This window comes from Candidatus Albibeggiatoa sp. nov. BB20, assembly GCA_016744725.1.
Lineage (GTDB): Bacteria > Pseudomonadota > Gammaproteobacteria > Beggiatoales > Beggiatoaceae > Albibeggiatoa.
In genome coordinates this window covers 37772-56731 of the sequence record JADGDW010000006.1, presented here as the reverse complement: position 1 = coordinate 56731, position 18960 = coordinate 37772, and the positions used below count along the sequence as shown (strand labels likewise).

At 38.5% G+C, this 18960-nt stretch carries 19 protein-coding genes; 6 read left to right on the top strand and 13 right to left on the bottom strand.

The genetic code is table 11. The features are described 5' to 3' along the window. Window positions 1–144: 144 nt before the first annotated feature. Together ABXH34_RS01470 and ABXH34_RS01465 are read left to right on the top strand one after the other, a co-directional pair. Complete coding sequence (locus ABXH34_RS01470; protein ID WP_353570075.1) at window positions 145–921, top strand: hypothetical protein; 777 nt, start codon at window positions 145–147, stop codon at window positions 919–921. Between the two features lie 41 nt (window positions 922–962). Next, window positions 963–1229: a DUF4389 domain-containing protein gene (locus ABXH34_RS01465; RefSeq protein WP_353570074.1), complete on the top strand. Its 267-nt coding sequence runs from the start codon at window positions 963–965 to the stop codon at window positions 1227–1229. A gap of 191 nt (window positions 1230–1420) precedes the next feature. On the opposite strand, the gene ABXH34_RS01460 is transcribed toward ABXH34_RS01465, so the two are convergent. The 12 genes from ABXH34_RS01460 to ABXH34_RS01405 form a co-directional block, all read right to left on the bottom strand. Continuing rightward, window positions 1421–2641, bottom strand: coding sequence for a glycosyltransferase family 4 protein (locus ABXH34_RS01460; RefSeq protein ID WP_353570073.1), 1221 nt, complete (start codon window positions 2639–2641; stop codon window positions 1421–1423). Then, window positions 2638–3906 carry a glycosyltransferase family 4 protein gene (locus ABXH34_RS01455; RefSeq protein ID WP_353570072.1) on the bottom strand — a complete coding sequence of 423 codons (1269 nt, stop codon included), beginning with the start codon at window positions 3904–3906 and terminating at the stop codon, window positions 2638–2640. Before ABXH34_RS01455 ends, ABXH34_RS01460 begins: the two co-directional genes overlap by 4 nt. A gap of 79 nt (window positions 3907–3985) precedes the next feature. Further along, complete coding sequence (locus tag ABXH34_RS01450; RefSeq protein ID WP_353570071.1) at window positions 3986–5389, bottom strand: sigma-54-dependent transcriptional regulator; 1404 nt, start codon at window positions 5387–5389, stop codon at window positions 3986–3988. Then, the gene (locus ABXH34_RS01445; RefSeq protein ID WP_353570070.1) at window positions 5389–6993 is read right to left on the bottom strand and encodes a sensor histidine kinase; all 1605 of its coding nucleotides are present in this window, start codon (window positions 6991–6993) and stop codon (window positions 5389–5391) included. Before ABXH34_RS01445 ends, ABXH34_RS01450 begins: the two co-directional genes overlap by 1 nt. A 149-nt stretch (window positions 6994–7142) precedes the next feature. Beyond that, window positions 7143–7799: a DUF302 domain-containing protein gene (locus tag ABXH34_RS01440; RefSeq protein ID WP_353570069.1), complete on the bottom strand. Its 657-nt coding sequence runs from the start codon at window positions 7797–7799 to the stop codon at window positions 7143–7145. Between the two features lie 75 nt (window positions 7800–7874). Beyond that, a complete protein-coding gene (locus ABXH34_RS01435) occupies window positions 7875–8453 on the bottom strand; it encodes a Maf family protein (RefSeq protein ID WP_353570068.1) in 579 nt (192 codons plus the stop codon). Window positions 8454–8456: 3 nt separating this feature from the next. Then, a complete protein-coding gene (gene rlmH / locus ABXH34_RS01430; RefSeq protein ID WP_353570067.1) occupies window positions 8457–8927 on the bottom strand; it encodes a 23S rRNA (pseudouridine(1915)-N(3))-methyltransferase RlmH in 471 nt (156 codons plus the stop codon). A gap of 223 nt (window positions 8928–9150) precedes the next feature. Continuing rightward, window positions 9151–9960, bottom strand: coding sequence for an OmpA family protein (locus ABXH34_RS01425; protein WP_353570066.1), 810 nt, complete (start codon window positions 9958–9960; stop codon window positions 9151–9153). Between the two features lie 186 nt (window positions 9961–10146). Next, complete coding sequence (locus ABXH34_RS01420; protein WP_353570065.1) at window positions 10147–12366, bottom strand: TonB-dependent receptor plug domain-containing protein; 2220 nt, start codon at window positions 12364–12366, stop codon at window positions 10147–10149. Between the two features lie 403 nt (window positions 12367–12769). Further along, complete coding sequence (locus tag ABXH34_RS01415) at window positions 12770–14152, bottom strand: PhoH family protein (RefSeq protein WP_353570064.1); 1383 nt, start codon at window positions 14150–14152, stop codon at window positions 12770–12772. 47 nt (window positions 14153–14199) lie between these two features. Then, a complete protein-coding gene (locus ABXH34_RS01410; RefSeq protein ID WP_353570063.1) occupies window positions 14200–14451 on the bottom strand; it encodes a hypothetical protein in 252 nt (83 codons plus the stop codon). After that, window positions 14436–14597 carry a hypothetical protein gene (locus ABXH34_RS01405; RefSeq protein ID WP_353570062.1) on the bottom strand — a complete coding sequence of 54 codons (162 nt, stop codon included), beginning with the start codon at window positions 14595–14597 and terminating at the stop codon, window positions 14436–14438. The genes ABXH34_RS01410 and ABXH34_RS01405 overlap by 16 nt, the downstream gene beginning before the upstream one ends. Window positions 14598–14896: 299 nt before the next feature. Between ABXH34_RS01405 and ABXH34_RS01400 the strand changes: the two genes are divergently transcribed. Both ABXH34_RS01400 and ABXH34_RS01395 read left to right on the top strand, forming a co-directional pair. After that, complete coding sequence (locus ABXH34_RS01400; RefSeq protein WP_353570061.1) at window positions 14897–15118, top strand: hypothetical protein; 222 nt, start codon at window positions 14897–14899, stop codon at window positions 15116–15118. 180 nt (window positions 15119–15298) lie between these two features. Continuing rightward, entirely contained in the window at window positions 15299–15550 is a 252-nt protein-coding gene (locus ABXH34_RS01395) for an HP1242/YdcH family protein (RefSeq protein WP_353570060.1), read from the top strand. A 29-nt stretch (window positions 15551–15579) separates the two neighbouring features. Here ABXH34_RS01395 and ABXH34_RS01390 read toward each other — a convergent pair whose 3' ends face one another. Next, entirely contained in the window at window positions 15580–16470 is an 891-nt protein-coding gene (locus ABXH34_RS01390) for a PfkB family carbohydrate kinase (protein ID WP_353570059.1), read from the bottom strand. A 260-nt stretch (window positions 16471–16730) separates the two neighbouring features. Between ABXH34_RS01390 and ABXH34_RS01385 the strand changes: the two genes are divergently transcribed. After that, the gene (locus ABXH34_RS01385) at window positions 16731–17906 is read left to right on the top strand and encodes an aspartate aminotransferase family protein (RefSeq protein WP_353570058.1); all 1176 of its coding nucleotides are present in this window, start codon (window positions 16731–16733) and stop codon (window positions 17904–17906) included. Window positions 17907–17917: 11 nt separating this feature from the next. Next, window positions 17918–18835, top strand: a complete 918-nt coding sequence (argF, locus tag ABXH34_RS01380) for an ornithine carbamoyltransferase (protein ID WP_353570057.1) — start codon at window positions 17918–17920, stop codon at window positions 18833–18835. Window positions 18836–18960: the final 125 nt, after the last annotated feature.

The window sequence follows — 18960 nt, the reverse complement described above, 5'->3', positions numbered from 1 at the left end:
TCTTAATTATATACACTTAATAAAATTTTCATCTAATGTTGCTACAGTTGAGGTATGATAGGACAATTAAATTTTAATACATTAATTAAAAGATGTAATAAAGAAATATAAACTCATAGACCACATTCATTCAAGGAGAACTTTGTGAAAAATTATATTGTTTCTACTCTCGTATCTTTAGCTTTAACCAGTCCTTTTGCATTAGCAGATGAAGCAACCGCACCAGCTCCAGAAATCAAAATGCCTGAAGTCAGTGTTCCTGAAATTAAAGCTCCAGTAGTGCCTGAACATATTGCTAAAGTTCAAGCTGAAGCCAAAGCTAAAATGGAAGCGGCTCAAGCTAAATCTAAAGCAAGAATGGAAGCGGTACAAGCAAACCGTACTGCGCATCAAGAAGCGATGCAAGCGTTGATGGAAAAAATCAAAGAGGCGAAAACTCAAGAAGATCGCCAAACATTAATGCAAGAACGCATGAAATTGATGCAAAAACATCATCAAGAAATGCAAGAGTTAATGCGCCCTGAAATGCCAACAGCACCTGCTAATCCAATGCTCCCTCCTCAAATGTCTGAACAAGAATGGAAGCAAATGATGCAACAACGTATGGAAGCAGCACAGAAATATCGTGAACAAATGTATGGTATGAATGGTTACGGAAACTATGCGCCAATGCCAGCACCTCGTTATGATTATTCAATGCCACCTGCACCTTATTATGGTGGTGGTTATTATGCACCTGCGCCACGTTATGACCATTCTCCTATGTCCCAATCGTCTATGATGAATCAAGGCCAGCATTGTAATATGAAAAAACATGGCATGATGCAACAGAAAATGGAACATCATCAAAAAATGGAACAAAGTGTCCAAAACATTGAAGCTGCTTTACAGGAAATGTTAGAAATTATGAAAGCGAAATAACGGAATGTCAGCACAAGGATGTGCTTGCTAATCTGGTTGCCATGAACGCGATGAAAAAACACATTACTGAGGAAAAGACGTGGAAACGTGGTTTTGTCATGTTGTTATTGGCAACCATGTTATGCTTAGTGGTATTATTGCTGTGCGGGATTATTTTGTATCAATTTATTTCGATTTTGCTATCAGGTAAGCTCAATGCAGCTTTACTACGTTTTGGTAAAGCACTCAGCGACTACATGAAAGATGTTTTGCTATACTTAACCTACAACACAGAAAAACGCCCTTTCCCTTTTGTTCGCTGGCCATAACCCTTATAAATTCATACGATTAACAACCTAATGTCTTTTTGAACCACTTCTTGCTTCCATCTGCTGGCTCAATGACGTAATCAAATCTAGCCCACCCATCAACTTAAATATTCCAAACCCTTATTGCTGCTTGAAATTAGTTTTCGTTATGAGTGAGAAACTGAGCTTGTATCCTGTATTAAATCCAATTGCTATATGTTGTTACTCAATCGTTTACGGAAAATATCGCCTAAACGCAAGGTGTTTTTTTCCAATTCATAATGTGCTAATACTGATGCTCTGGCTTTGCGTCCAATATCTTGGCGTAATTGAGGGCTATCCATTAATGCCTCAATCGCAGCGGTTAAACCTTCAACATCTGATGGCGCAACCAATAAGCCTTCACCAGGATGAATCAATTCAGGAATACCTGTAATATGCGTCGTCACGCAAGGAATTTGCATCATCATTGCTTCCATTAGAACCACGGGCACACCTTCTGCAAAAGTGGCCAATACAAACACATCCGCTTGTTTATAAAAATCTAAAATTTGATCTTGATTTACTGCACCTGCAAATCGAACCGCTTTACCCAATGGCTTTGCTTGCTGCTCTAAGCCGCCTCTATCAGGCCCATCACCGATATAACGTAAACGGACTTGTCGTCCCTGAGATAGTAAATTCTCTACAGCTTTTAATAAAATATGCTGGCCTTTCACAGGCACTAAACGCCCAACACAGACAATTTCAAATGGGTCAGGATGCTCACGAAACGGAGCGGGCTTAAAAATGCTAGGATTGACACCCAATGGCGAAATTTCAAATTTATCCCAATCGGATGCAGGTGATAAAATCATCAATTGGCTACGCGCAAAATGGCTGATACAGCAGATAAAATCAGCATAATTAATTTTTTGAGTTAAATAGTAATCTTTGACATTATAAAACTCATCGGGGCCATGTACGGTCATTGAATAAGTCATGGGGAAAGTACGGCTTAAAATCATACCCACAGTGGCTGCAGGCGTAGCAAAATGCACATGAATGTGATTAAGCCGATGCTTTTGCATCCATTGCCCAATCATCAGGGCTTCAATGAAATAAAATAAACCATATAGCCATTTCTTTATATCACCTTTACCCAAACTCAGCGCAAAACCTAAACCACGGAAAAACTGCAGCGGACGGGTCAGCAAAGTCATCATTGTTGCTTGTAATGCACCAAATAAACCTGAGGATTTCACATAAAAAGTGTTCTGCATTTCCTCTTGCTCAGCCGCCGTCATGTCTTGCATTTGGCGATCTGGTGCGTTAATTGAGGCTACGACAATTTCAAACCCATTTTGGCGCAAAGTCCGTACTTCACGCAAAATAAATGTATGCGAAATCGCGGGATAGCGGCTGACTAAATAGGCTAAACGAATCGGCTTCATGATGGTTTCTGAATTAAGTCCTGATAAATTTGAATTGCGTGGTTAATTTTACTATGCCAACCATAATATTGCTCAGCACGTTGGCGGCCTACTTCCCCTCGGCGTTGCCATGCTTCGGGGGCTTTAAAAATGCTATAAAAGGTATTAACTAATTCTTTAATCACCACTTCTTTGCCTTCTGCTGGAATCGCATGACCTACTTCTTCATCGACCACTTCGGCAGGCCCTCCAAATGCAATCGCAATCACTGGTCTAGCACAAGACATGGCTTCTAATAATACCGCGCCACCAGATTCACGCACTGAAGGCAAACAAAACGCATGGGCTGCATGTAATTTCTCCACGATATTATCGACATCAGCCGCACCAAACCAATCAACTTGCTCACTAATCCCTAGATTATCAGCCAATAATTGCCACTCATTAGCAAGCGGCCCTTCACCAATCACCGTAAGATTAATTGGCAGCTTGTCTTTAACTTGTGCCATGGCTTCCAATAACATGGAAATGCCTTTAAATGGCACTAAACGTCCAACATAAACCAGTTCTAAGGGTTTTTTTAATTTTTTAGAAGGAAAGACAGGATAAGTCGCCGCAGCAAATAAATCTAAATCAACCGCATTTTCTAATAGAATTTCACATTTAGCCTGATGGGCTTTAGGCACAGTATTCATTGTTGTTTGATTCGCAACTAGAATTTTACTGGCATTGCGAGTGCCACCCAATATTTTATTGGTTAATTTACCTATATTTCGTAGTGGATACAACCACATGGAATCTTGCTTCATAATTTCAGGGAAGTTTTTAGGGGATTGAATCCCACCATTCCAAGGACCTACTACCATAGGTAATCCGAGTTTATATAAACGCGTCGCAGCATTTGGAGAAACGGGTGTCGGCACATGAATTATATCCCAGTTATTCGCTTGATTTTTAAGCTGTTTAACCACTTCACGATCGTATACATAATAATCTGCTGAAGACAATAAAAAGGCAGAGTGTTGGCTTTTGGGGAATAAACGTGTGGAAAAATTATACAAAGGGGCTGCAAACCATTCCGTATCAATATAAATGACCTGAGAATCACCCAAAGGTGCGCCCGCATTTTCTAAGGCTTCGCGATTTCTAACATGGGTGACTAAGGTAACAGGTAATTTTGCGGCTAAACGTGAATACCATTGCCAGCCAATTTGTGAAACTGAGCCCATTCCTGGACCACACTGATAAGCGGATAATAAAACTCTAGGCTGCGATGTCATGCTCATAACCAATTCAAATTTTGTTTAAAAAGCAATATAACTGAAAAATAGGCAAATGTCTTGTTTAAAACAGTTGGTAAATACCTTAAAACGGCTTTACCGCTTCTAATCCATATTTATCGTAGCGATGGCGAAATTTACCCCATGGCATGTCCAATAATTTAGCGGCTCGAGTTTTATTCCAGCCTGTTTGATTCAATGCAATTAACATTTTATGACAATCAAATTTTTCCCTGTCATTTTTAACACTCAATGAGTGGCTAATATCATCTGTTGGCGAGAGACGCGGTTGAGATTGTTGCAATGCAGCGTTCTCAGTCGCATTGTTATTAAAACTCGCGCTTTGTCCAATAAATTCTAAATCTTTAGGTTTAATCGTATTAGCTGTACATAAAGTCATGGCAGCTTCAATAATATTTTCTAACTCCCGCACATTGCCACGATAATGATAGTGTTCCAAATCAGTTAATGCTTTGGCCGTCAAAGTATATCGTTGCTTAGGCCGTAAGCGTTGCATAATGTGTTGTACCAGCAATTTAATATCAGAGCTGCGTTCCCGTAATGAGGGTACTTGCAACTCAAACACTCGAATCCGAAAATATAAATCTTCTCTGAATAACCCTTCATTAACCAAATCTAGTAAGTTCTGGTGGGTTGCACTGATAATGCGAATATCGGTCAAAAGCTCTTTGTTCGTGCCAACGGGACGAATCGCTTTTTCTTGTAAAGCCCGTAATAATTTAACCTGCATATTCAATGGTAATTCCGACACTTCATCCAAGAATAGTGTGCCGCCTTTTGCTTCTTCAAATAAGCCTTTTCTATCCGAATGTGCGCCTGTAAAACTGCCTTTTTTATGTCCAAATAACTCGCTTTCGACTAAATCTTCAGGAATTGCCCCGCAGTTCACAGGTACAAATGCTTTATTGCTGCGATTACTATAATGATGAACTGAGCGTGCTACCAATTCTTTACCCGAACCTGATTCACCTGCAATATGAATCGATGCCTCACTGCGAGCAATTTTTTGAATTTGTTTACGTAATTCCAATATAGGCTTTGATGTTCCAATCAATTCAGGAGGCTTAATGATTGGTGCATTGGAATTAACCAAGCTTGGTAAGGCATTTTTTACCACTTTATGGAGTGCATTAAAATCCAATGGTTTGGTTATATAATCAAAAGCACCATGTCTAAAAGACTGAATCGCGCTATCCATGTCTCCAAATGCTGTAATAATAATTGTTGACATGGTTGGATAATGGGTTTGGATATGCTGCACTAACTCTAAACCTTCCTTACCTGTTGGTGGATTCAATGCCATATCTGTGATACACAAATCATAGTTTTTTTGGCTTAATAGAGTTTTGGCCTCGTACAATGTTTCCGCAGATTGGCAATTAATATCCATATTGCGCTGTAAATCTATGATTAAGGTTTCTAATAATTCGGGTTCATCATCGACAACCAAGCAGCTAAATTTTTTCATTATACTTTCTCAAGCTCAGTAAAAGTGATTCGGAAACAACAACCTTGCTGCTCACTTTCAATCAAGTGTAAAACAGCCTGATTGGCTTCACAAATTTCCTTGGCGATATACAAGCCTAAACCTGTTCCTCGGGTTTCTGTAGTAAAAAAAGGTTCGAAAATTTTGCTTTTATTCTCTGCATCAACCCCTTTACCAAAATCTTGAATATCTAAATAAGGGCGTTTGGACTCAGAGCTAAGTTTAAGCCTAAAGTGTAACTTTGGTTGATTATTTTGACTATAACGTAAACCATTTTCACAGATATTGGTCACCACTTGATAAAGTTGAATCGGGTCAAATCCAATCCGCTGCGGTAATGTTTCAATATCTAAGCTAATATCGCCAGAATTTAAATGTCGCTCTAAGGTGATTTCTTCAATAAATTGATGCACCCAATCATCCAAATCAATATACTGAGTATAAACTTGGCCGCGTCGCGTAAATTGTAAAATATTTTCAATTAAAGTATTCACCCGCTGGATATTATTGGCGATGATTTGGAGCAAGCGTTTGTCATCATTATCTTGAATATTGGGGGAACTGGCCAATAGCTGCCCTGAGCGTGAAATGGCATCTAATGGATTTCTAACTTCATGCGCGATGCTGGTGGTTAAACGCCCTAATGAGGCTAGCTTGAGTTGTTGCGCCCGTTGTGCAGTTAAGGTCGCATCCTCTAAAACAATCAGAGAAGTTCCCATTTGCCCCGCTCTATTTAAACGCATGAAATTAATTAATAAATCAACTTCGGCTTTAGGAGGATGAAAAAGTTGCGGATGATATTCTTTAATTTGTCGCCACTGATTTAATTCTTCCACCAGTTCTGGCGACCATTTGCCTAATTCATCACCATATTTAGGTTGTTCACTCAATCCCAGTAAACTTTGTGCGGTATCGTTAAATAATTGGACACGACGAAATAAGGTGTTATCTACCACAATAATACCTGATTGAATATGCTCTACAATTTGTCGATTTAGTTCGTATAAATATTGTACATGCTGGCCACGCTCTTCCGCCAAAGCTTCACTGACCCGAATCCGCCGAGCTAATGAATGGGCAAGAAATGCCGTAGCAAAAAAGCTAATCCCCAACATCCCTGCATGAGTATAACTTGTGGTTGTAAACCATCGATAGATATCAACTAAAGTGACGTGAGTGAGTACCGCAATACTGGCCATCGCAGCAAAAAAGAACGCGGTTTTACCTTGAGTCAACAAACTTCCACCTGCAATAGCCACAACCAATAACATCCCCAGCCCACTATTCAGGCCACCACTGAAGTGCATCAACAAGGTAATAATTGCGATGTCTATTAATACTTGAGTAATAACCTGAATATCAAAATTAAGCCAACGTCGCCGAATGGCATGATTAAAAAGCAGGGCTAAGCCAAAATAGGCAAGGGATAAGAGGAAAAATGCACTTTTATCTTGCTGACCAAAAAAGTTAGGTGCAACACCAAATAAATAGGATACCCAAAAAAAAGCTGAAATAATAATTCTGTAAATATTAAATAAATACAGTGGATTCCAATCATCTCGGCTATTGTCAGGTTTTGTCATCATTTCCGAGAGATTTTGCTTTTCCAAAATGTGCCTCGTTTTATAATTGTCAGTGATAGATAACTATTATACGAAAATGGCTGATTTTTAATTCAAATATTTATAATTGAAAACTAAAAAGGCGGATTAGACTGATTTCACGAAATGGTAAACTACTCTTCTTCTATCCCATAAACACTTGCCATTAAGGTTTTAAACATCGCTTCGTAGGCAGTTAAGACATCTAATTGATATAATGTGGAATCATATTTTAAGCCATGAATCAATAACGCGATATTAGGCATTGCAACCCATGCTTGCCCTTGTAAATCTTGGTATAACACGATATGAAAAGGTAAGTGTGCTGCAAAATAGGGATATTGTTGTAATAACTTTTGGCTGGCTGTAATCGATAATAGTGAGAATATTTTTAATTTCCACTTTATTTGTTCAGTCGATAATATTTTATCTAATAATTCAGTATGAATCAGGGTCAGTTGATTTTGCTTGGCTGCGAGTAAGAGTGATTTTTCCGCTTGGGCTAAACTCACACCTTTGGCCAGTGGATATTTTAAAATCAAGGCGCTAGGCACATCTTCAACTAAACTGGTTTGAATGAATTGTTTAAATACATAAGGAAATTGATTGTCAAATGATTGTACCGCTTGATAACCTAAGAAATATAAAAATAATAAGCTACTAAAGCTTACAACACCAAAGCTGATGAAAAAATACTGTAAGTAACGCCAAATAATTGGAGGCTGATAGCAATGCCAGTACAATTTTGCAGTTTGATAAAGTTGGGGGATTTGTTTTAATTTTTCAATCATTTTTATGACGGCATACTATGTTTTAGACTTTTAATAATGAGCAACTTTGACAGGTTACCGTAACCATACGGGTGTTTATGTTTTTGACCAATGCAACAACGACGCATCTACTTGTTGTAACAACTGAGCAGTTTCAAATAAAGGTAAACCCATTACTCCAGAATAACTGCCTTCAATTCTTTCAATAAAAATACTGGCCAAACCTTGCACCGCATAACTTCCCGCTTTGTCCATCGGCTCTTGGGTTTCAATGTAGGCTTGGATTTCAGCATTAGCTAAAACTCGAAATGTTACTTGGCTAATATTTAATTGGGATAACTGCTGGTTTGCACTGACAATTGCAACGGCGGTCATCACTTGGTGAGTCCGGCCTGATAAGGTTTGTAACATGCGCTGAGCATCCGCTTTATCAACAGGTTTGCCTAAAATATGTTGCTGATAAATGACACTGGTATCCGCGCCTAATACACAACCTTGTGGCTGTAGCACATAGCCTGCTTGGGCTTTTTGTAACGCGACTCTTTGTACATAAGCTTCTGCGGCTTCACCTGTATGCACAGATTCATCAGTGTCTACGGTTAGGGTTTGATAATCCACTTGGATTTGCTCAAGTAATTCCCTACGACGCGGTGATTTTGAGGCAAGATATAACATGCTTTAAGCTCTGTGATAAGGATGATTATTAAGTAAAGTCCAAGCCCGATAAATCTGTTCTGCCACCACAACACGTACCAAAGGATGTGGCAAAGTCAAAGCAGATAATGACCATTTTTGCTGAGCCTGTTGTAAGCATTCAGGTGCAAGCCCTTCAGGCCCTCCAACCAATAACGCCACTTGAGTATAGTTTTGCATCCAATGATTCAATTGCTGCGATAATTTTGGAGTATCCCACGTTTTGCCCCGTCCATCTAAAGCCAGAATAAAACTATCATGGCCAATTTGCGCTAACATGCGTTTGCCTTCATCTTGCTGAATTCGTGGAATATCCACATTTTTACCACGCCGTGTCAGTGGGATTTCAATTAAATTGAGTTCACATTGAGATGGGAGACGTTTGGCATATTCTTGATAGCCTTGCTGTACCCAAGACGGCATTTTTTGACCCATACAAATGAAGTTTATACGCATTTTTCTTTGAGCTATAGTCGTTTTATTCTAAGATGATACAGGACTGGCAGTCCTTGGTTTTAAAAGTGATTGATATTTAAAATTTTATAGGACTGCCAGTCCTAATACCCAAAACGAAATTGACTATATGACATGAATGATGAAAAAAATCTTGGGCGTTGAAAATGGAATAATACCAGTATTTTATATACTTTAGCACTATTTCATTCTCGATCAAAAAGATTTAATATGAGTCAGCAGAAGCTTTTGCATTAGCCGTGGTAGGAGATGTAGCATCAACTTGAACTTCTAATTTTTTTGGTGTTTTCAGTTGTACATCAATCACTTCAACATCAGATGTCGTCGTTTGCAATGACAGAGGCTTCAAGCTGGTTGTTGTGGATGATGATATTGGCTTTAAGCTGGTATCTGTTGCTGTAAAAGATGAGTTGGGCTGTGAGTGTGAGCTAGCATCTGTTGGTATGAAAGGCGCAAGAGGTGAAAATGGTTTAACCGGTCTCAATTCAACACGGCGATTTTGCTGTTTACCTTGGGCATTAGTATTCGTTGCAACTGCCTGAATTTCACCATGATAATCAACCACTAAGCGATTTTCTAATATACCTCTGGCAATTAAAGCTTCTCTCACTGTTGAGGCACGGGCTTCAGATAATGCGTGATTATACTCATAGCTATGGGAACTATCAGTATGCCCTTCTACCCTAATTTGATAGCCACCATCAGCAACAACAATGGCAAAACCATCTAGTTGTGCAATGGCCACAGGAGATAATGCAGAGCTATCCGATTCAAATAAAATATTTTCTACAATATCAGGAATGATCGGTTTAGCGGGTTCAATTGAAAGAGAGGCTAAAACAGGCAGCTCAGATAATGGCTCGGCTAACAGGCGCGCTGCAACAATCGGTGGTTCTGGTTGAGAGCGATAACTTGCAGCTGTAATAAAGGCTTGAGTGTCATCAAATCGAAAATTACTACACGCTTCCAACACTAAAATTAAACTCAAAATAGTGATACGAACAATAGTCGGCATCAGTAAAACCCTCTCTCAGATACGCTACCCATAATAAGGTATTTATTTGACTTATTCTAGTCGGTCTTTATATTCAGAAATGTGGTAACTGATTCAAACTTCGATCAAATGAAACAGTTAATCTAAAATAATAAATTCAATATAAAACAGACATAAAGTGTATCTAAGAACACATCTAATCACAACCTAAAACTGGTAACGCACTGACAAAATAATACTACGTAGCGGTTGCGCATTATCAGCCAAATTAGCCAATAAGTTTAGCCCTGCATGATAATGACGACGATTAAACACATTATAAACATCTGCACTCACAGACCAATTGTCTGAAACGTAAGCTCCTAAATGCAAATCCATAACCGTGTAGCCCGATGTAGTATTATCTATATCATCAGCAGCGATACCATTGTTCATGCGGCCAATAATACGTAGCTTTGGTGTAATAACATAACGATTTTGATAACGAAAAGTTGCACCTAACTTTAATTTATGTGGTGAAATCAAACGTAATTTCTGCTTTGAATTCTCGCCTTGTTGCTGATTATAACCATCTATATAACTGTAATGTGCCCATAAATCCGTATCCCAGCTATCACTTAATTGGGTTTGATATAACACGCTTAAATCTGCCCCATACTGTTTTGCTCGCCCAAAATTCTGATTCTGAGTTGAGGATAAAATCTGACCACCATTAATAAATTGTGTGGATTCGGCTTCGTTAATACCTAAAATGCGGTCGTTGATGGTGGTGTAATAAGCGGTGAGAGACAGTTGTAAATTATCTTGTAGGCTATGAATCGCATTAAATTGCACACTACGTACTTTTTCAGGCTCTAGCTCCTCATTCAAAGTATGAAAGAAAAAGCTAAGGTATTCCCCTTGTTCATTTTGTAAACCTGAGAAAATCCCAAACACTTCATTAGTATCGGTTGGCGAAGGCGAACGAAAAGCCTCACCATAAAATAATTTTAAAATCGTTTTGTCATTGGGCTGATACACAAGACCTAAACGTGGATTCAGAGTACTCGAATAACGTGAGTTTTGGTCATAGCGAACCCCAACACTCGATGATAAATTATCACGCCATGCGGCTTGCCACTGAAAATAATAGGCTGAGTTATGATAGCGTAATTCATAAATATCAATCGGCAAGCTGTCATTACTGCCTAAGTGATACAAATTTTGTTCAGTTGGTGCTTTGGTTTTATCATAAGGCTGAGGCAAATCCGTTGTTTTAGGAATACTATAGAACTTCTCAAAACTTAAGCCCGCAATAAATTGGTGTTTTTCACTAAGTTGATAACTGAACTGTTGTTCAAAACTATATTTCTCACCTCTGGCATAAATATAACTATCCAAATAATCCACATAAATATTTTTAAACCGTGAAATGGGATCAATCTCATAATCTGAGTAATTAACCAAAGTTTCAGTTTGTAAGGCATCAGTCCAATCATGGGTTAAGCGCATAAAAACACTATTAATTTCAGTATTCCATACCTCATCAAAACCATAGGCGGAACTGTTTGGTTTGCTGCCCGTGGTGCTTGGATTACGCAGAAAACTATGGTTAAAACCAACCGTTAACCAGTCATCATAGTTAACTCTGGCAAAGAAATGTTTGCTTTCATCCGCCGCATAAAATGGATTTCGCTCATCCGTAGTTTGATAAACATTTTGTCCTAAAGTGGTTAAATCGCCCATTTGATACAAATCAGAATAATCATTGAATAAATCAGAATAATCCTGTTTTTGTAATTGACCACTGATATTAAATGACAGTTTGGAGGTTAATACGCCGCCTGCTTGAAAAGCATAATGGCGATAATTATCTGTACCAACGGATAGGCTAAGCGATTGATATTCAGGGTAAGGCTCAGTAATAATATTAATGACACCACCAAACGCATCAGCACCGTATAATGCAGCAGCAGGCCCATAGACAACTTCAATTTGTTTGGCATGAGCAATAGGAAAATTATCTGCAATCGCAATCGCTTCTCCTGTTGGCGAATCTATCCGCACTCCATCTTGCAAAATTAGAAATTTATGACTGCCAACATGACCGTGCATTGCCACTGAATGGTATTCAACTTGATGATTGTATTTTTGTACATCGAACCCCGGTAAATCTTGCATTACATCTAATAGGTTACGATAACCTCTGTCTTGAATTTGTTGTTTTGTAATCACTAAAGTGGAAACAGGAGTGTCTTTGATGCTTTCTTGCATTTTTGATGCAGTTGTAACAGAAACATCTAATAATTCCATCAAAGATAATTGTAATAACTGGCTAATCTCAGCATCGACTAATTCCCGCGATGTGGCTGTATTTAGGGATAAGCTAAGCAATAATGCACATAATTGAATAACACAGAGCGTCGATCGAGATAGTCGTAATTGCATATTGGCTTACCAAGTAAATTGATTTATTTAGCACGAAAGAAGCAATTTTTAGGCACTGTTTAAGCATTTGATTTGAAACGAGTAGGTTTTTATTTTGTAAAAAAACCTAATCTAAATAGATTAATTTCGGCATTCTAACTTAAACAAAAAAGAGGCTATATGGATCACATCATATCTATGGATAAGTGTTTTTAAATCGGCTGGTTATTAACTTATATTAAATTACCATCCCAGAGAACAATATTTATTTAGGTCAATAAATGTCGATTTGATGGAAATAGGGTTGGTATTTTTAGAATGACACACTATCCTGGAGCAATCATATTTTTTTAAGCAATTAAATAGAAAACAAGCATATTAAAATTTAAATGTATTTTAATCACTTGCTTTCATATTTTGTGATTTACAAGGTTTGTGAGGCAAAATCGGCTAAACGAGACCGTTCACCACGTTGTAATGTCACATGGCCACTGTGTTCCCATTGTTTAAAACGATCAACCACATAAGTTAAACCTGAGCTGGTTTCAGTCAAATACGGTGTATCAATTTGTGCAACATTACCTAAACAAACAATTTTTGAACCTGGTCCTGCACGTGTGACAAAGGTTTTCATCTGTTTTGGGGTTAAATTCTGCGCTTCATCCAAAATGATATAGCGATTTAAAAAGGTTCGACCCCGCATAAAATTTAACGAGCGGACTTTGATTCGGTTGTGCAATAAATCGGCAGTTGCAGCACGTCCCCAATCCCCACCTTCTTGTGTCGTGGGTGCAAGCACTTCCAAATTATCAACTAATGCGCCCATCCAAGGGGTCATTTTTTCTTCTTCCGTTCCTGGTAAAAAGCCAATATCTTCACCCACAGGAATTGTAACCCGAGTGACAATAATTTCGCGGTACAAAGACTGGTCTAAGGTTTGAGCTAAACCCGCAGCCAATGCCAGCAAGGTTTTACCCGTACCTGCTGCCCCGACTAAAGTGACAAAATCAACTTCAGGGTCAGTGAGCAGATTCAACGCAAAATTTTGCTCTAAATTACGCGCATTGATACCCCACACGCTATTATTTTCCAAGGTAAAATCTTTCGCCAATTCCATAGTGGCATCATTTTCACCACATTCTCGGACAATCGCGTTAAAATTGCTTTCATCTTCTGAATATAAAAATTGGTTGGTATACCATTGTTTGACCGCAGGGCCTTTAACTTTGTAAAAAGTGCGGCCTTCTTCCTTCCAAGAATCTAATGACTTGCTGTGCTGTTCCCAAAAGTCAGGTTCTAAATTTGCCATACCTGTATACAATAAATCCATGTCATCCAAGGTTTTATCACTGGTATAGTCTTCTGCATGAATTCCCAATACATGGGCTTTGATGCGCATATTGATGTCTTTGGATACCAAGGTGACATCTTTAAATTTCCCTGCTTGCTTAAGCGCAATGGCAGCACTTAACAAGGTATTATCAGGTTTGTTACCGGGTAAAGAACGGGTTAAATCAGACTCAGCTAAAAGTTCAGTTTGAAAATAAAGGCTACCAGCATCGGTTTGCTCACCCGAAATAGGTAAGGCGACACCAGCAGATAAATTATCAACGGAGCTAATCAAATCATCTAAAAATCGACTGACTTGACGCACATTGCGTGACACTTCCGACATGCCCTTTTTGGCTGCATCAAGCTCTTCTAAAACAATCATTGGTAAATAAATGGCATGTTCTTGAAAGCGAAAAATAGCTGTCGGATCGTGCATTAACACATTGGTATCTAAAATAAAGAGACGTTTTTGCATATTGTTCTATTATAAAAGCAAGGTGTGATAAGTTTGATACTACTATTCTAATAAATATGGGTGTAAAGTTTCAATTTAAAATGACCATCAGACTTAAGTTGTTTTTCCAGCAATGATTTCAACTGCTGTACAGCCTGTTCTAAATCTTCTTTGCGATTGACTCGCACTTGTACTTTTTTACCTTCAACACTCACAATAATGGCAGGTGGCACACTGAATTGCCAAAAAATATCTGATACAGATTTAACCAGAACCTTTAAGTTTTTTGGCTGAAGTTGTACTTTTATTGCTTCAAGCAAATCCCCTTTTGCACCACGCCATCTATTTTAACTAACGTAACCGATTCTGCAATATCCCCGTCATTTAATTCTCGTAATAATGCCTGCTGTAAATCTTGCTCAAATTCAGTACAATCACTGACATTCAATAATAACTCAACCGACATAAAGGCCTCCTAAAAAACTATTCTTAAAATGCGTAAAAACTGATAGAAAACAATTATAACCTGAAGACTTTGAGTTTAACATTAACGACCATTCAAACTGTGAATAAAAAGCCCGTTAAAACCCAAAAAGACAGTCTTCTTTCAATGGTTTTTCACGGTTTTAGCAGGCTGAGTAAAAAGAGCTTGGTTGTAGACTTAAATTCCTTTACACTAAAATAAAATTTTTAAATGAGGTCGGCTGTTATTAGCTGAGGCCAACCTGTAATGTCTAATAAACTTATTTTTAGCGAGGTTACCACATGAATTCAGCCGCTATTTTAAAATCAAGCTTTCGTTATCTTGTTATTGCTAGCTTATTGACTTCATTTGGAATGATGACCGCTTGCAAACGCAGTAATTTATTAGATGATAACTCAACAGCAAACAACATTGCCCCTCTACAAGGTTCTGGACAAATCGATTGTGATGATGTAAATAATCGAGCTGAATGCAAAACTATTGATGATCGTGCAACACCTTAAGATTTTTAGCTAAAAAACCTCAAAATTTTTGTTTCATTGATTGATAATTGTGCATTGTTCATTGATAATTGTTTTGAGGGATTAATACAGGATATTCTCAAGGTCGAGAATAATAGTGACTGTATTCAAATTGATACATTTCGTATGTAATAACCAACTTTAACAACAAGGAGGCATGTTATGTTCGGCGAACACCATGATATTCCAAAAGAATTTCCTGAATATAAGGATGTGATTAAAAGATTATGTGAAGAAGACTCTGATTTCCAGTTGATGTATGTTGAATACCACGGCCTAGATGACGAAATCTTGAAAATCGAGCAAAATGTCGAGGCCACATCAGACACTTATGCTGAAGAGTTAAAGAAAAAGCGTGCTTTGTTAAAAGATCGTATTTACAACCGCATACTTGAAGAGAACGCAACCGCTTAACTTTCTCATCAGACCATATCTTGAGGTTATCAAATAGACTTCAAGATTTGGGCACGAGAGAGTCGTTCTAGCCCCACTTGCCCACATTTTTTCCCTGCTAACCAACAAGCCTCATGTAATGCAGTTGATAAATCTTGCTGCTGACAAAAACTATCAATCAAACTTGCGTTGAATGTATCGCCTGCCCCTAAAGTATCAATCACTTGAGGTGGTGGATAAGCAGGACTGTGCAACACTTTTCCACGTCTATCAATCGCATACGCTCCTAAATGTCCCCAAGCACAGACTAAATCAGTATCTGCAACTTGTTGCCGTAAATCGTGTAAAAATTCCGTCGCATTGTAATAAGCATGATGATTTGCAAAACTTTGAGAACACAGTAATAAATCCACATATTGGAATAATCGTTCAATCCCCAAGCGCGGTTTTTCAATTTCCAACGAAATCGGCAAATAAGGTTGCTGCTGCTTTACCCATTGCAACATTTTATGGGTCTCAATCACGTTGCGCCCTTCAAAATGCAGCCAGTCTATATTGGATAAATCGATTTTTTGAAATTGCTCAAAACTGAATTCACCAATATTGCGGTAATGCACAATGGTTCGTGTACCTGTTTGTTGACTGAGTAAAATATAAGAAGTCGGCACTTTGCCTGTTTTCTCAATGTGGCAATAATGTGTATTAATGTTATGTCGCTGTAAATCAGCCAGTATGATATGCCCATCAGGCTCATCTACCCAAACCCCAGCCCAAGTACATTGATGCTGCAATTGGCTTAATACAACAAGCGTATTAGTTGCATTGCCACCACGGCAAATTCGTTGCCCACTGGCTCGCATTTCGGTGTCTTCTTTGGGATATTCATCAACTATATTGATAACGTCTAAAGTTGCAATACCAACAGCAAGAATATGACTCATGAGCAAAATCTAATTTTATTTTGATAAGTTAAGAGATTTAAGAACTATCTACTAGAAGTAGACAAATTTTTACCTTAAAAATGTTGAATGTGCAAGTTTTTATTTATACATCATTAAATTAACTATTTTATAATGTCTTATATTTAGTTAATTGCTTATCGCCAAAATTGGAGTCTTGCATTTTCAAAGCGTAAGCGATAAAATCGAAATTTAGTTTAAGGCAGTCCTTCGGGGCTGCTTTTTCATTTTGGGGGTACATCATGGCAACTTTAATGTCAAATTACGCACGTTTGCCAGTGACGTTTACCAAAGGCGAAGGTGCATTATTATGGGATACCGAAGGGCGGGCTTATTTAGACGCACTATCGGGCATTGCTGTGTGCAATTTAGGTCACGCACATCCCAAAGTCACCGCCGCTATTTGCGAACAGGCACAAACGTTAGTTCATACATCAAACATTTATGGTATTGAACACCAACGACGATTAGCTGATAAATTAACTTCTTTAACAGGTATGGAAAATAGCTTTTTCTGTAACTCTGGTGCAGAAGCGAATGAAGCCATGATTAAGTTGGCACGTTTGTACGCGCGTCGCAAAAATATTCCGAATCCAGCGATAGTAGTCACCAATCAATCGTTTCATGGGCGTACTTTGGCAACCTTAAGTGCTACGGGTAATCCGAAAATAAAGCAAGGTTTTGAACCCTTAGTCCCAGATTTTATTCACGTTCCTTATAACGATGTTGCAGCCATTATGCAATTAGCACAAACCCAGCAAAATATTGTGGCCGTGATGGTTGAGCCTGTACAAGGTGAAGGTGGGGTTAATATCCCTGCGCATGATTATTTGAATCAATTACGCACACTTTGTGACCAACAACAATGGTTATTAATGCTAGATGAGATTCAAACAGGCATTGGGCGGACGGGACAATGGGTTGCGTATCAACACAATCAAATTTTGCCAGATATAGTTAGTCTTGCTAAAGGCTTAGGTAATGGCGTACCTATTGGGGTATGTTTAGCACGTGGTATCGCGGCTGAGCTATTTTCCCCTGGTACACATGGTACAACCTTTGGTGGTAATCCATTAGCCTGTCGAACAGCACTCGCCGTACTTGAGAGCATTGAGCAAGATAATTTATTACAACGTGTCAATGAATTAAGTGCTCATTTTGAAACAGGTTTTGCAACTCAGTTGTCTGACGTACAAGGTGTTCAATCCATTCGAGTTAAAGGGCTTATGATTGGTATTGAGCTTGACCAAGCTTGTGCAGAATTAGTACAACAAGCGTTAGCACAACACCTGCTGATTAATGTGACCGCTGGAAATACGATTCGTTTGCTACCCCCATTCATTTTGACTGATAGTCAAGCAGATAAAATAATTCTAACAGTCAGTGGCTTGATTAAAAGTTTTCTTGCCATGCACTGAAGGAGATGAACATGGCCACTCCTCGTCATTTTTTGACCATATCCGATTTTTCGTCTGAGGAATTAAATTACGTTATTGAACGCGCAATTCAACTAAAGGCGATTCACCAAAAAGGTGAAATTTATGAGCCGTTGAAAAATCGTGTTTTAGGAATGATTTTCGAAAAATCCTCAACCCGAACTCGCGTTTCATTTGAATCAGCCATGTTGCAATTTGGTGGTGGTGCAATTTTCCTATCTCCACGCGATACGCAGCTTGGACGCGGTGAACCTGTTGAAGATACTGCCAAAGTGTTATCTCAAATGGTTGATTGTGTGATGATTCGCACCTTTTCACAGGAAATGATTGAAACGTTTGCAGAAAATTCATCTGTACCTGTGATTAATGCTTTATCTGATATGTATCATCCATGTCAGATTTTGGCTGATGTCCAAACCTATGTAGAGCATCGTGGTTCTATTCAAGGCAAAAAAGTGGCTTGGATTGGTGATGGCAATAATATGTGTCATTCTTATATTACCGCTGCAAAATTGTTTGGCTTTAAATTGCATGTGGCTTGCCCGCCTAATTACTGTCCAAATGAAGCATTAGTAGTGACAGCAGGAAAAGAACATGTTGAAGTTTGTCATGATCCTGCACAAGCAGCGGCTGAGGCTGATTTAGTCACAACTGATGTTTGGGCAAGTATGGGGCAAGAAGAAGAGCAAAATAAACGCGCTCGTGCTTTTGAACCGTATCAAGTCAATACAATGCTGATGTCATTGGCAAAATCAGACGCATTATTTATGCACTGTTTACCTGCACATCGAGAAGAAGAAGTCTCAGCCAGTGTGATTGATGGTGAACAAAGTGTGGTTTGGGGACAAGCGGGCAATCGTTTGCATTCTCAGAAAGCTTTGCTTGAGTTTTTATTACTTGGTAAAAAATAAGCTATAAGGCTTAAAAATTGTCAGTCCTGTTAGGAGTGAAAAACAATCATTCTTACTCATGGATTGGCAAAATGCCACGTATTTATACTTAAAAATATTAAAAAAACCACATTCAATCTTTAAAC

Bases quoted from the DNA above. Each gene is read 5' to 3' on its own strand.
- ABXH34_RS01465 (WP_353570074.1), top strand. From the start codon at position 963: ATGAACGCGATGAAAAAACACATTACTGAGGAAAAGACGTGGAAACGT.
- ABXH34_RS01460 (WP_353570073.1), bottom strand. From the start codon at position 2,641: ATGAAGCCGATTCGTTTAGCCTATTTAGTCAGCCGCTATCCCGCGATT.
- ABXH34_RS01455 (WP_353570072.1), bottom strand. From the start codon at position 3,906: ATGAGCATGACATCGCAGCCTAGAGTTTTATTATCCGCTTATCAGTGT.
- ABXH34_RS01450 (WP_353570071.1), bottom strand. From the start codon at position 5,389: ATGAAAAAATTTAGCTGCTTGGTTGTCGATGATGAACCCGAATTATTA.
- ABXH34_RS01445 (WP_353570070.1), bottom strand. From the start codon at position 6,993: ATGATGACAAAACCTGACAATAGCCGAGATGATTGGAATCCACTGTAT.
- ABXH34_RS01440 (WP_353570069.1), bottom strand. From the start codon at position 7,799: ATGATTGAAAAATTAAAACAAATCCCCCAACTTTATCAAACTGCAAAA.
- ABXH34_RS01435 (WP_353570068.1), bottom strand. From the start codon at position 8,453: ATGTTATATCTTGCCTCAAAATCACCGCGTCGTAGGGAATTACTTGAG.
- rlmH (WP_353570067.1), bottom strand. From the start codon at position 8,927: ATGCGTATAAACTTCATTTGTATGGGTCAAAAAATGCCGTCTTGGGTA.
- ABXH34_RS01425 (WP_353570066.1), bottom strand. From the start codon at position 9,960: ATGCCGACTATTGTTCGTATCACTATTTTGAGTTTAATTTTAGTGTTG.
- ABXH34_RS01420 (WP_353570065.1), bottom strand. From the start codon at position 12,366: ATGCAATTACGACTATCTCGATCGACGCTCTGTGTTATTCAATTATGT.
- ABXH34_RS01415 (WP_353570064.1), bottom strand. From the start codon at position 14,152: ATGCAAAAACGTCTCTTTATTTTAGATACCAATGTGTTAATGCACGAT.
- ABXH34_RS01405 (WP_353570062.1), bottom strand. From the start codon at position 14,597: ATGTCGGTTGAGTTATTATTGAATGTCAGTGATTGTACTGAATTTGAG.
- ABXH34_RS01400 (WP_353570061.1), top strand. From the start codon at position 14,897: ATGAATTCAGCCGCTATTTTAAAATCAAGCTTTCGTTATCTTGTTATT.
- ABXH34_RS01395 (WP_353570060.1), top strand. From the start codon at position 15,299: ATGTTCGGCGAACACCATGATATTCCAAAAGAATTTCCTGAATATAAG.
- ABXH34_RS01390 (WP_353570059.1), bottom strand. From the start codon at position 16,470: ATGAGTCATATTCTTGCTGTTGGTATTGCAACTTTAGACGTTATCAAT.
- ABXH34_RS01385 (WP_353570058.1), top strand. From the start codon at position 16,731: ATGGCAACTTTAATGTCAAATTACGCACGTTTGCCAGTGACGTTTACC.
- argF (WP_353570057.1), top strand. From the start codon at position 17,918: ATGGCCACTCCTCGTCATTTTTTGACCATATCCGATTTTTCGTCTGAG.